11 protein-coding genes are annotated in these 12,013 nt (G+C 51.8%); 1 reads left to right on the top strand and 10 read right to left on the bottom strand.

Going from position 1 to position 12,013, the window contains the following annotated elements:
• Positions 1–2: 2 nt before the first annotated feature.
• From B0I18_RS19730 to B0I18_RS19740, 3 genes are all read right to left on the bottom strand, one after another.
• Complete coding sequence (locus tag B0I18_RS19730; protein WP_146146818.1) at positions 3–1,010, bottom strand: hypothetical protein; 1,008 nt, start codon at positions 1,008–1,010, stop codon at positions 3–5.
• A gap of 113 nt (positions 1,011–1,123) precedes the next feature.
• A complete protein-coding gene (locus tag B0I18_RS19735) occupies positions 1,124–3,043 on the bottom strand; it encodes a histidine kinase (RefSeq protein WP_181358542.1) in 1,920 nt (639 codons plus the stop codon).
• 12 nt (positions 3,044–3,055) lie between these two features.
• On the bottom strand, positions 3,056–3,811 hold the full coding sequence (locus tag B0I18_RS19740; RefSeq protein ID WP_106524474.1) for a LytR/AlgR family response regulator transcription factor: 756 nt from the start codon (positions 3,809–3,811) through the stop codon (positions 3,056–3,058).
• Between the two features lie 216 nt (positions 3,812–4,027).
• Here B0I18_RS19740 and B0I18_RS19745 point away from each other — a divergent pair, with 216 nt between their 5' ends.
• On the top strand, positions 4,028–4,399 hold the full coding sequence (locus tag B0I18_RS19745; protein WP_106524475.1) for a hypothetical protein: 372 nt from the start codon (positions 4,028–4,030) through the stop codon (positions 4,397–4,399).
• Between the two features lie 87 nt (positions 4,400–4,486).
• On the opposite strand, the gene apaG is transcribed toward B0I18_RS19745, so the two are convergent.
• From apaG to B0I18_RS19780, 7 genes are all read right to left on the bottom strand, one after another.
• Entirely contained in the window at positions 4,487–4,873 is a 387-nt protein-coding gene (apaG, locus tag B0I18_RS19750) for a Co2+/Mg2+ efflux protein ApaG (protein ID WP_106524476.1), read from the bottom strand.
• Positions 4,874–4,951: 78 nt separating this feature from the next.
• Positions 4,952–5,407, bottom strand: a complete 456-nt coding sequence (locus tag B0I18_RS19755; RefSeq protein WP_106524477.1) for a regulatory protein RecX — start codon at positions 5,405–5,407, stop codon at positions 4,952–4,954.
• Positions 5,408–5,506: 99 nt separating this feature from the next.
• Positions 5,507–5,935 (bottom strand): DUF4293 domain-containing protein, encoded by a 429-nt coding sequence (locus B0I18_RS19760; RefSeq protein WP_106524478.1) that lies wholly within the window; start codon positions 5,933–5,935, stop codon positions 5,507–5,509.
• Positions 5,936–5,981: 46 nt separating this feature from the next.
• Positions 5,982–7,253 (bottom strand): serine--tRNA ligase, encoded by a 1,272-nt coding sequence (gene serS / locus B0I18_RS19765; protein ID WP_106524479.1) that lies wholly within the window; start codon positions 7,251–7,253, stop codon positions 5,982–5,984.
• 109 nt (positions 7,254–7,362) lie between these two features.
• Positions 7,363–8,466 carry an ABC transporter permease gene (locus B0I18_RS19770; protein WP_245882123.1) on the bottom strand — a complete coding sequence of 368 codons (1,104 nt, stop codon included), beginning with the start codon at positions 8,464–8,466 and terminating at the stop codon, positions 7,363–7,365.
• Positions 8,467–8,610: 144 nt separating this feature from the next.
• Positions 8,611–10,083 (bottom strand): trypsin-like peptidase domain-containing protein, encoded by a 1,473-nt coding sequence (locus B0I18_RS19775; protein ID WP_106524481.1) that lies wholly within the window; start codon positions 10,081–10,083, stop codon positions 8,611–8,613.
• Between the two features lie 866 nt (positions 10,084–10,949).
• Positions 10,950–11,990, bottom strand: coding sequence for an aldehyde dehydrogenase family protein (locus B0I18_RS19780; protein WP_106524482.1), 1,041 nt, complete (start codon positions 11,988–11,990; stop codon positions 10,950–10,952).
• Positions 11,991–12,013: the final 23 nt, after the last annotated feature.

Raw genomic sequence — 12,013 nt, forward strand, 5'->3', positions numbered from 1 at the left:
AACTATATCTTGTCCATAATGCTGTTCGTCTCTTCGATAAAGCGTTCTATCTTCCGGGTGTTGCTGAAACTGTGGATCGTAATGGCCACGCTTTTGTTCTTATCTACCGGTTGCAGCTCCATACGCACATCGGTACCGGAGTAGATCAGGTTGGTGGTTTTGCGCACGATCAGGTAACGGATAAAGTCGCCGAAGAAATATTCTTTCTTATAGATGCCGCCTGCATAAGAGAGGATGATCTTACGTTCGGCCTTATCGAATATCGTTTTATTGAAACAGGTGACCAGGAAGACCAGGCCCAGCAATACGGGGAAATAAGTAAGGAAGAAGGCATCGGAGGCTTTGGCACTATGCCTGCCGGCGCCTGTAGCCAGGGCGTATACACCCCAGGAAAGGAAGATCAATCCCATAATAGCAGGAAATATCCTGGAGGCCTTTACGACATAGCGGCTGCCTTCGTTACGGTAAAAAGTAAAGCCGGTAATGGACTTGTGCATATCGATGGCAGGCTCGGTGCGGCTTGCACCCGCTTTTATTCTTTGTTCGAGTATGGGTATCAGTTCGCGGCGAAACACCATAGCGGCGGCATGTGCGCTGTGGGCATAACCCGAAGAGATACGGATGCCTCTGCCATGGCGGTTTTCGCGGAGGAATATGCGGTAATTCATGCCGGTACTATGACTGCCGTACGATTCTATAGCCGCAATGTCGTCGTAGTTGACGGTTTTATTTTTCAGGAAACCGAAAAGATAACGCTTCATGGTCCGGTCGCCATCGTCGAATACGATACGGGTATTGCCGCCCAGGAAGAGGATAATGCCGGGTAACAGGAGCAGGATCACGAAGGGAATGGTAAAGCCCGGGTCTTTGCCATATTGCTGCATCTGGATCAGGAAAAAGGCCGCAAAAGCGCCACAGATCAGGGTTGCCATAATGCCCATCAGCTTGAAGGCGCCATTGGGGTGCAGGATAACTTCATTATTGTTGATCTCCCATTTTGTATAACGCATAATACAGTGTTTATAAAATGTATTCAAATGTACAATGCCCCTGAACCGGTAAGGCCTGCCATTTTTATCTGCGCTGCCCCCTTACATATTTGTTGCGCTTTTGTACATTTCCGTCAGCTCGACTTGATAAAAGGAATGGCCAGTTTTACAAGCGTGCCCTGACCGATGCCGGCATCGGCCTTGTTCAGGATCTCCAGGTTGGCACTGCGGCCGGTACGCCGGCTGAGAATATTAAGCCGCTCGCGGGTTATATGTGTCGACAGCGATTGCTTGCCGGGATTGCTACCTGCGGTCTTACGGATGCCGTGGCCGTTGTCGTCGATCTCACAAAGGATCATACCGTCTTCCTTCTCGATCTTTATCAGCAGTTCGCCCTTGGTACTGAGGTTCTGGATGCCGTACTGGATGGCATTTTCCACGAAGGGTTGGATCAGCATCGGAGGTATCATTACCTCTTCATCCTCTTCATAACCTTTATAACCGACGATCCGGTATTCGAATACGCCTTCGAAGCGCATCGCCTGCAGGCTCAGGTAGTTTTCCAGGGCTTCTATCTCCTGGCGCAGCGGCACAAAGGCTTCCCGCGAATTTTCGAGGCTTACCCGCAGCAGGCGGGCAAACTGGCTCAGGTATTTGATCGAGCGGTCGTTGTCATTACTCCGGATAAAACTCTGTAATACCGACAGGGTATTGAAAATAAAATGAGGGTCCATCTGGCTGCGCAGCAGGCGCTGCTCCAGCTCCATGCTTTCGTTGACGGCGCGTAGCCTGCGTTGCCGGATCAGTAAGAATGCCAGTACTACCGCCAGCACCAGCGATGTGGCAAAGGCAAAGATGAGAATGCGTTGCTGCCGCAGGATCAGCGACTGGCCTTTGTATTGGTTGGCCAGTTGTTGTGTTTTATGTTTCTGTTCTTTCAGGTCGAGGTTCAGCTGTAGCTGGGCCACTTCCTTCTGTTGTTTGCTGGATACGCTCCGCAATTCCGCATTAAAGGCTTCTTTGAGGTACTCGGTGGCGCTATCGGCCTTACCCATGGACTTAAAGTTGATGTACAGGCATTCGTAGGCGGCCCTCAGATTGTCGTCGCTTTCGTTCTCCATAGCTACGCTCAGCCCTTGCTGGGCATAGATGTTGGAGGTGGCAAAGTCTTTTTGGTCCTTGTAGGTATAGGCCATGTTCATATACTCCTGGAAGGTCAGCATATCCAGCCTTTTCTTTTCCTCGAAGGCTTCTCTTTGCAGCCGGTAGCCTTTCTCGGCCTGCCCCATACGGATGTATAAAACTGCTTGTGCCGCCTTACTTACGGCCAGCCGCCGCATATCGCCGGCCTGCAGGGCGTAGGCATACGAACTGTCCTCATAGCGCAGCGCCTGCTTAAAGTCTTCCCGGGTAGAGGCAATACGCGAAAACTGCGACATGAATACCGAAAGCTGCGCATAATTATCCGGCTCGGGAAAATGAAGCCGGGACTGTTCGATATAATACGCCGAACGGTCGAGATCGCCGAAGCGGAACCAGGCTTCGGCCGCCAGGTTCTCGGCCCACCAGGCATACCGGGTAGGGTAACGCTGCGTAAATTCCAGCAGCGAAAACAACATGGCAAAAGTCGTGGAATCTACCTGGCGGTCGAGCTTGAGGCGGAGCAGGCCTGCAGCCTTGAGCGTAACCAGGTTGCGGTCGCGCGTGGTATCCGGTTTTACCTTGTCGAGTATGGCTTCGAAATCGATTGCCGCAGAGTCGGACTGCTTGTTTTTATAGGCATGGTATCCCTTGATGAAACTGATATACCCTTTGATGCGGTAGTTCTTATTGGCCAGGGCCAGGGGCAGTTTATTGTACCCCGCGGTATCCGACATAGACGAAGTGATCATCTTGCTGATAACGGCTTCGTATTGCCGTTCCAGGTTGGACACTGCTGCTGCTTTTGCCTGCTTGCGGGCATTATCGCTATGGCAGGCCTGTACCGCCAACAGGAGCAGGGGTAAGAGGCGGCAGATAAGGCTCGGTAGGGTTCCGGTACGATTCCTGTTCATTACGCGCGGCATTTAATTCCTGTTGCCCGTAAGGAAGGTAACCACATGGTCTTTCTTGCGGGTAGATACCGGTATTTCTTCGCCCGTACGCAGCACCAGGTAACCATCCTTATGAAACTTATCGATAAAACGGACATTGACCAGGTAGGATTGGTGCGGCCTCAGGAACTGGTCGTCGGGCAGCAGGTCGTTGTATTCCTTGATCGATTTGCTGACCACTATTTTTTTCTTGCTGGTCAGGTGGAAGTGAGTATAACCGCCATCATTCTGGCAATACACGATCTCTTCGAAGGGTACCACCTGCAGGTATTGCTGCGAGCGGAGCACAATGCGGTCCTGCATACCTTTATTGACCTGGTTCAGGTGGTTGCGGGCTACGTTCCAGCCTTCCTTTATGGAGTCGCTCAGCTGCCTGCGCGAGGCCCTTACTTTATCCAGCGCTTCCTGCAGTTCCAGTTCGTCGATGGGTTTGAGCAGGTAATCCAGGGCGCCGTACTTAATCGCTTTGATCGCAAACTGGTTATACGCCGTGATAAAGATCACCTGGAAAGGGATCTGTTCCAGGCCCTGCAGCAGGTCGAAACCGGTGCCGTCGCTCAGCTGGATATCGAGCAGCAACAGGTCGGGGCTGGTGGTATTGAGCAGTACGGCTGCTTCTTTAAGACTTCCGCAGGCGCCGACCACGACCATGTCGTCGTGTTTTTGCAGCAGCATTTCCATGTCTTTACGGATGACCGGTTCATCATCAATCAGGAGTACACGTAGCATAGATGGTGGTTTTCGTATACAAATATAATGGCAAAAAATAACTGTAAAACGGAGGCCCCGCAAGGCATTTACGGATACCGGTTATATCAATACGGATTTGTACCCGGCCGATACGGATTTATATCCCGGGCCTGATCTTTTTTTTGAGCGGTTACCTTTGCAGCATAATCCCGAAAGGTAGTTCCGGTAAGGGTTGCCCTCGGTATAAATTACGTTATGAGTTATGATCTTAATTTCTGGAAATACAGCCCGGGTGTTTATAAAGAGCACCGCAGACTGTACGAAAGATTATCGGAAGGCTTTACGGTAGATGGCCTGGAGGCCTTGCCGGTCCCGGAGATCAGGACGCGTATTGCCGGTGCGTTCTGCGATTGGGAGCGGATTGGAGAGGATGACTGGGAGCGGAATGGTTACGGCGCTTTCCGGCTTTTTACCACCCACCAGTTTGTCCGTGTTAATTGTTACGGCATGAAGGGAACCGAGATGAATAAGTTTGTCGATATCCTCTATGAATATGAATGCCCCTTGTACGATCCTCAGGTAGCGAGGCGCTTTGATGGCCTGGAAAAGGCCGGAGAAGGAATCTGAAAGAGCAGCAACTACCACACCATTAAACAAAAACAAAACAAAATAAGCCGGGCACAAGCCCGGCTTATTCGTTTCCTGCATTTTGCTTTAGTTCATTTTGAACGGGGCAATAAGCTCGAACTCCGGTATGGTAACGGAAAATATTTTCTTGTTGTACAGGTTCTCCATGCTGTAGCTGCCGTACATCTTGCCCATATCGCTGCGCAGGTTGGCCGTAGATACATATTGATAAGCCTCGCCCGGATCGAGTATGGGCTGTGCGCCTACCACGCCTTCACCTTCTACCTGGCGGTGATTGCTGTTGGAGTCGATAATGTGCCAGTGCCTTCTCAGCAGCTTGATGGGCATAGAAGAAAAGTTCTCTATGGTAATCCTGTAGGCAAATAAATAATCGGCGTTTTGAGGGTTGCTTTGTTCCGGCTGATAGAACGTTTCCACTGTTATGCTTACTCCCTCTGTTACTTGTTGAATCATGGCTATCCTTCTTTATAAGCGGTCAGCAAAATGAATTATTGTAAAAATATCAAAATTTAGTTCACATCACTATAGATTTTATTCACCCTCCGTGAATTTAGTTTGCAGTACTTCAAGTATAAGACCCGTCTCGTATCCCTTTTGTACTAGATAACGGATGGTTTTCTGATTTCGTATCCGTTCGCTTCTTTCCTGCCGCAGTTCGTGCAGCTTTTGAGCGGCCAGGCCTGCCAGGGTTTCGTAGTAATCGGCCTCGTCGATTTCGGTCAATCCCTTACGGATGCAATATTCCGATACCTGTTTCAGCTTCAGCTGCTGTACGATCTTCCTGCGGCCCCACTTCAGTATCCTGAATTTTCCTCCTGTATAGGACCGTGCAAAGCGCTCTTCGTTTAAAAAGCCTTCCGAGATCAGCGTGCTGATGGCCTCTTCCAGCGCTTCGCCGCGGAACGACAGCTCGAGCAATTTGCTGCGCACTTCGCTGTGACAACGCTCCTGGTAGGCGCAAAAGTGTTTAATCGCTTGCAGATTCATATACGTAAGCACTTGTTTTTACGGATGAAAAAAGCCTGTTAACGCCGTAAGGCAATCAGCAGGCTTTATCCGGGTATTTTAAAAAGTAATATTTATAGCTTAATCCCTCAGGCGGTCCAGCGACTTCACCAGCTTCTCATCTTTCCGGATGCCGGACTTGGCCATAAACAGCAGGATAAGGGTAACCAGGGGCAGGAACATGCCGATCCAGAAGTAGCCCTGCAGCGTGCTGTTGGCCGGGTCGTTGCGGAAATTGGTCACCTTGAAAAACAGCCAGGCCTGCAGGCCTATCGTCACCAGGATATTGAGCCAGGTAAGCCCCACCTGGTTTTTCCGGTTCTTGAAACGGAAAATGGTCACAAGGCTCAGCACGATGCTGATGCCGGCCAGGATAATGCCTACAAAATCGTTACCGATCGTCATCGGCAGCTGCGTAGCCGTATCGAATTTGTAGACCGGGAAATAGAATATACAGGCCATTACCAGGGCTGCAAGAAAAAGCCATACGGTTTGAATGCGTTGTATCATGCTGTTGAGATTTGTTTGATTAAGGTTGAATAAAGAAAGGCAAACCTTAGCCGATGCTCAGGCCGCCCACATATTTTTCCAGTACGGCCGGTATCCGGATGCCGCCTTCGTATTGGTTATTCTCCAGCAGGCAGGCCATAATACGGGGCAGGGCCAGGGAGCTTCCGTTCAGGGAGTGCAGCAGTTGCGTCTTACCCTGCTCGTCTTTGAAGCGGATCTTCATACGGTTGGTCTGGAAGGTCTCGAAATTGGATACGGAGCTCACTTCGAGCCAGCGTTGCTGGGCCGTGCTGTATACCTCGAAGTCGTAGGTAAGCGCCGCAGTAAAACTCATATCGCCGCCGCAAAGCCGGAGGATACGGTAGGGCAGTTCCAGGCTCTGCAACAGTTTTTCCACGTGCAGTACCATCTCCTCCAGTACTTCGTAAGAGCGTGTGGGGTGGCAGATCTGTACCAGCTCTACCTTGTCGAACTGGTGCAGGCGGTTGAGGCCGCGTACATCCTTGCCATAAGAACCGGCCTCACGGCGGAAGCAGGGCGTATAGGCCGTCATCCGTACGGGCAGTTGTTCCTCTTTCACGATCTCGTCGCGGTACAGGTTGGTCAGCGGTACTTCTGAAGTCGGGATCAGGAAGAAATTGTCGTCCTTGGCATGGTACATCTGGCCCTCTTTATCGGGCAGCTGACCGGTGCCATAAGCGCTTTCTTCATTCACCATATGCGGTACCTGGTATTCGGTATAACCCGCGCCGGTATTGTAATCCAGGAAATACTGGATCAGGCCGCGCTGCAGGCGGGCGCCTTTATTGGTATATACCGGGAAACCGCTGCCGGTAATCTTGTTGCCCAGTTCAAAATCGATCAGTTTGTATTTGGTGGTCAGGTCCCAGTGGGGTACCGCACCTTCGTGCAGCTGGGGTATGGCACCGCCGCTGCGTACTACTTCATTCTCCTCCGGTGTTTTGCCTTCGGGTACGGATGCATGGGGCAGGTTGGGCAGGCTGATCACGAGGTCGTGCAGCTTTTGCTCGGCCGCAGCCAGGTTCAGGCCCAGTTCTTTGGCCTGCTCGCGGTGCTGGGTTACTTCCTGTTTTTTGGCTTCTGCCGCTGCTTTATCGCCCGATGCGATCAGTTGGCCTATACTTTTGGATGCTGCGTTCATAGCAGCAGCCAGGGTCTCGCTTTGTTGCTGGATGTTTCGTTTTTCTTCGTCGAGGGCAATGATCTCGTCTACGACATGGAGATCTTTAAAGTGTTTTTTTTGCAGCCCTGCTATAATCTGTTCTTTATCTGTTCTGAATAAATTTATTTGTAACATCAGGAATATATTATTGTATAGGTCTTTTTTTAAGCTTGTTGCAAAAATAGCAAATCCTTTCTATCTCTCGGGGGCTAATAATTTTGCCGGGAAGCGGCCGGCACAACGGTTACCGCACATCGATCGCATCGCGCAGGGCATTACCCACGATATTGAATGCCAGCACCAGGATCATGATTACCAGGCCCGGGATAAGGGCGGGTAGCGGGTTGCCGGCAATCAGGAAGTTATAATGCTCCTTGATCATCAGTCCCCAGGAGGGGGTGGGTGGTTGTACACCGATGCCGAGAAAGCTCAGGCCGGCTTCGATCAGGATGGCTGTTGCAAAATTGGCCGCGGCGATCACCATTACAGGGCCCGCTATATTGGGTACGATATGGCGGAAAATGATACGGCTGTCGCGGTATCCCAGGGCTTTGGCCGCGGTGATATAGTCCATCTCCTTCAGTTGCATTACCTGCCCGCGGATGAGGCGCGCGGCGCTTACCCAGGAGGTAAGGCCTATGGCGATAAAGATCTCCCAGAAGCCTTTGCCGATGGTCAATGTAATGGCAAATACCAGCAGTAAGGTGGGTATCGACCAAAGGATATTGATCAGCCACATAACGGCGCCATCTACCCAGCCGCCGTACCAGCCGGCCAGTGCGCCCAGCAGGATGCCGATACTCAGCGACAATACCACGGATACGATACCCACTGCGATACTTACCCGCGCACCGATCAGCAGGCGCGAAAGGATGTCGCGGCCATAACGGTCGGTGCCCAGCAGGAAGCGGCGCTCCAGCGTGCGCTCTTTGGCCAGCCATTGTGCCGCACCGGTAGTACCGGGGGGCATCTTCATCTCGGCAAGCGGCAGCCGCAGGGTGTCTTCCAGGTTGTAGTCGATATAATGCCGGGCGTAAATGGTATCGCCCCGCAACGTATACCCGTTTACCGGCAGCATCTGGTAAGCGCCGGGTTGCCCGGCCCATAAGGCATAAAATGCATTGCGGCGGTCGGGTGGCCGTTGTTTGGGTATCAGCAGGAACAGTTGTTTGTGCCCCATAGGCCTTGCGCTCAGCTCCAGGGTCATGGTATTGGCCGCAGGAGTACTGTCGGGCGACAGCGGATAGGCAAATACGGCCACCAGTGCGGTACATACGATCAGTACCAGCGCAATCAGCGCCGGCTTATTGCTTTTGAAGCGCCGGTATATGGAGGCCTGTCCGTTCAAGTAAGAGTGTATCAGGCTGCAAAATAAGGATTGCCCTTTACAAATCGCTGTTCCGCTACAACAGCGGCATGTTATGGGCATAAAAAAACCTGCAACGTTGCCGCTACAGGTCTTCCTTTTTTACAGACACAAAACAATTTTTGATTAGTACCCGCCATCGGCATCATTAATACCGTAATAGTACATGCCGCGTTTGCCGGGATAAATGCCGCCCAGCTGTATGCCGCCGCTGGCTTGGGTTATGGCATTCTGGAAGTCGGTGGTATTGTTTATTTCCCGGTCGTTGATACTGGTAATTACAAAACCCTTCTGGATATTGGCTTTTTTCAGCGGGGCGTCGTCGGCAACGCCCGCAATCATTACGCCGCCTTTAATCCCGTATTGGCCGGCCTCTGCACTGCTCAGGTTACGCAGGTCGGCGCCCATAAAGGCCATGCCGCCCTGGGTGGCGCCTGCAGCTCCGCCCATGTTTTTCAGTTCTACCGATACGGTGCCGGGTTTGCCGTCCCGCATATAACTCACACTTACCTTATCGCCGGGATGGTAACGGGCTATCATTTCCTGGAGCTGGGGTACACTGCTTACCACGCTGCCGTTGACCATGGTGATGAAGTCGCCCTTACGGATGCCGGCTGCTGCCGAGCCACTCTGCGGTTCTACACCGCCTACATACACGCCGGTGGCATTCTTGAAGTCGCCGCTGCTGATGCCCAGGTGCTCGGCCATTTTAGAATCCATTTTGTTGAGATCCTGCAGCTGCAGGCCCAGGTAACCGCGGCGTACGGTGCCGAATTTAATGATATCGCTGGCTACTTTCTGCGCCAGGTTGGAAGGAATAGCATAGGAATAGCCAGCATAACTGCCGGTCGGCGATGCGATGGCCGCATTGATACCGATCAGCTGGCCCTGTACGTTTACCAGGGCGCCACCGCTGTTGCCGGGGTTAACCGCGGCATCGGTCTGGATATACGATTCGATGGCCGATGCATTGGCGCGGCGCTGGTTCAGGCCGATCTGGCGGCTTTTGGCACTTACGATACCTGCCGTTACCGTGGCGTCGAGGTTAAGCGGGTAACCTACCGCCAGCACCCACTGGCCCAGCTTTACATTGTCCGAGTTGCCCAGCTCCATATAGGGCAGGCGGTCGCCGTCTATTTTCAGTACGGCAATATCCGTTGCGGGGTCCGTGCCCACTACTTTCGCTACCTGGGTATTGCGGTCGTTAAAGGTAACCTGTACCTGGTCGGCGCCCTGTACCACGTGGTTATTGGTAATGATATACCCGTCCTGCGAAATAATTACGCCGGAGCCTGCACCCATCTGGTCGGGCATACGGTATTGCTGTGGCCCGTAAAATCCGAAAGGATCGTTGGCCAGCACGGTCTTACCCTGGGTCATTGTTTTTACATGTACCACCGATTTTACGGTTGCTTCGGCCGCGGGCGAGAAATCTACCGGTTGGGTGCCGGTAATGCCGGTATTGGATGCATAATGGATCGGTATTTTGCTTTCTCCCGGATAAAAGAGGTTTTTATCAGACAGTTTTCCAAAACCCCATATGGTGGCGAGAGAAGTAACGGCTGCGGTAATCACTACCGGAACAATTGTTTTCTTCATAGTTTGCGCTCTTGTTTTAACAGTAATTAGATTAATATTTAAACGTAGAGGTTTACCATAAATTTTTTGAAAACGGATTTTAACTTTTTAACGATACTCAAAAATACATTACTCTGATGCTCATTGTCGTTAAGGATTTGTTTTTTATTCTTTTTTAAGAATGGCGGGACAATGCGCTACGGACGCGGCTTTGATACAAAAGGATAGCGGCCCGGCAGGATAAGATAATTGGACCGGGGATGCCTGTATGGTATTATGAGGCAATCGTGGGTAACGCTATGTAACCCGGTTCCCAGTTGCGCAAGGTCCCTTACGGAGACCTCGCGAGGAAAAGGGTGGCTGCTTCTATCCCATAGTGTCATCGGCAATTGGAGTCTTCAACAAGTTAGGGGGTCGTAGCGTTCTGTTACGATCAGGGTGAGTTTTTCCGGCTGCGACAGCTGCCGCGCTGCGAGACCTAAAAGAGATCGGGAATAATTCTATTAAGCGACAATGGGTAAGCTATCTATCCAATAAAAAACGTGTCTTCTTTCGCAAGGTCCCTTACGGAGACCTCGCGACAAAGCAGGCGTGGCATGCTTCTTCCTTCGTTCTCAACGTTTTCTTTCGCAGCGTCTCCTGCAAAGGAGCATTGCGAAAACAGGCGCAAAACAGCCTTGGATAAAAGCGCCAGGGCTAGAATAGCCGGGCAATTTATTGCGCTACGAAATAGTCATTGTAAAAGGTGATGTAAGGGGAGGTCTATTGTGGACTGCATTGCCAGGCAATGGGCTTGAATGATCCGTGTTGTTATAAGCCGCCCTATATAAAAAAGCCCCGTGCCGGGTCTTTAACACCAGCACGGGGCAAAAATATTTTGGGCGTTTTTATACCAGGGAAGCCAGGAAGGCCATCGTATCTACACCGTCGGCATAATCGCTGAGGCCGGGGGCCTGGTTGGCGCCGAAGGCCTGGGCCTGCGGATAGGCCGCCAGCTGGCTTTGGCTGGTGGTAATGCATTGCAGGCGGTCGTCGGCGGCCAGTTGTTCCATCAGTGCGGCACGGTCGGTATAATAAGCATAATGCAATACACTGATGGCCGCATAAGGGCTTTCGCCGGGCACCAGCAGCAACTGGCTGTTGGTCATGTATTCGACTTTGTTGAGCAGGAACAGGGCCAGCTGGAAGTCGTAGTTGTTGCGGTACTTATTGTGGTCGTTAAAGTGGGTATAACTGTTGAATGCGGGCAACAGGGTTTCGAAGTTATAACCTTCGGGTACGAAGATCTTGGTTACGTTGCGGCAGCCCAATCCGAAGAAGCTGCATACATCGTCGGCCAGCAGGGCCAACTCTGCTGTGGTTTCGCTGCCATCGAGCACGGCTACCGAGGTGCGGTTGCGGCGGATGATATGCGGGAACTTCCGGAAGTAGTAGTCGAAATGGCGTGCGGAGTTATTGCTGCCGGTGGCGATATAGGCATCGCAGCCTTTGAGCATTTCCTCTACGCTTACCTGCGCGGCAAATTCGGGGTCCCAGCTGCCCAGCAGGCGGAAGATATGTTCCCAGAGCAGGGTATCTTTGGACGATAGTTTGATCCGGAGGCGGAAGCCGGCCAGGTAAATGCACAGAAAATCGTGAAAGCCAACCAGGGGTATATTGCCGGCCATCACCAGGCCTACCGCGGGCAGTGCTGTTGCTGTACTGGGTTTAGCAAACAGGTCGGGGTAGGCTGCCGTCCATTCGCGGAGCAGGTTTTCGCGCAGGAAAGCGTTGGTTATATTTTGCACGGCAAGACGGATAAATTCGGGAGTAAACCAGCCATTCTGCCGCTCTGCAAGTTCAACTGCTTCCTGCCACTCCGGCCCGTTTTCCTCAAAATAGTTGCCAAGCCGTACCATCAACGCTATTCTTTCTTCTAATACACGCATAAGTTATTGGATTTTCTGACTGC

The organism is Taibaiella chishuiensis (genome assembly GCF_003014535.1).
In the GTDB taxonomy this organism is placed as follows: Bacteria; Bacteroidota; Bacteroidia; order Chitinophagales; family Chitinophagaceae; genus Taibaiella; species Taibaiella chishuiensis.

What these genes read in the sequence shown, in the direction of transcription:
- B0I18_RS19730 (WP_146146818.1), bottom strand. Translation starts at nt 1,010, where the DNA reads ATGCGTTATACAAAATGGGAGATCAACAATAATGAAGTTATCCTGCAC.
- B0I18_RS19735 (WP_181358542.1), bottom strand. Translation starts at nt 3,043, where the DNA reads ATGAACAGGAATCGTACCGGAACCCTACCGAGCCTTATCTGCCGCCTC.
- B0I18_RS19740 (WP_106524474.1), bottom strand. Translation starts at nt 3,811, where the DNA reads ATGCTACGTGTACTCCTGATTGATGATGAACCGGTCATCCGTAAAGAC.
- B0I18_RS19745 (WP_106524475.1), top strand. Translation starts at nt 4,028, where the DNA reads ATGAGTTATGATCTTAATTTCTGGAAATACAGCCCGGGTGTTTATAAA.
- apaG (WP_106524476.1), bottom strand. Translation starts at nt 4,873, where the DNA reads ATGATTCAACAAGTAACAGAGGGAGTAAGCATAACAGTGGAAACGTTC.
- B0I18_RS19755 (WP_106524477.1), bottom strand. Translation starts at nt 5,407, where the DNA reads ATGAATCTGCAAGCGATTAAACACTTTTGCGCCTACCAGGAGCGTTGT.
- B0I18_RS19760 (WP_106524478.1), bottom strand. Translation starts at nt 5,935, where the DNA reads ATGATACAACGCATTCAAACCGTATGGCTTTTTCTTGCAGCCCTGGTA.
- serS (WP_106524479.1), bottom strand. Translation starts at nt 7,253, where the DNA reads ATGTTACAAATAAATTTATTCAGAACAGATAAAGAACAGATTATAGCA.
- B0I18_RS19775 (WP_106524481.1), bottom strand. Translation starts at nt 10,083, where the DNA reads ATGAAGAAAACAATTGTTCCGGTAGTGATTACCGCAGCCGTTACTTCT.
- B0I18_RS19780 (WP_106524482.1), bottom strand. Translation starts at nt 11,990, where the DNA reads ATGCGTGTATTAGAAGAAAGAATAGCGTTGATGGTACGGCTTGGCAAC.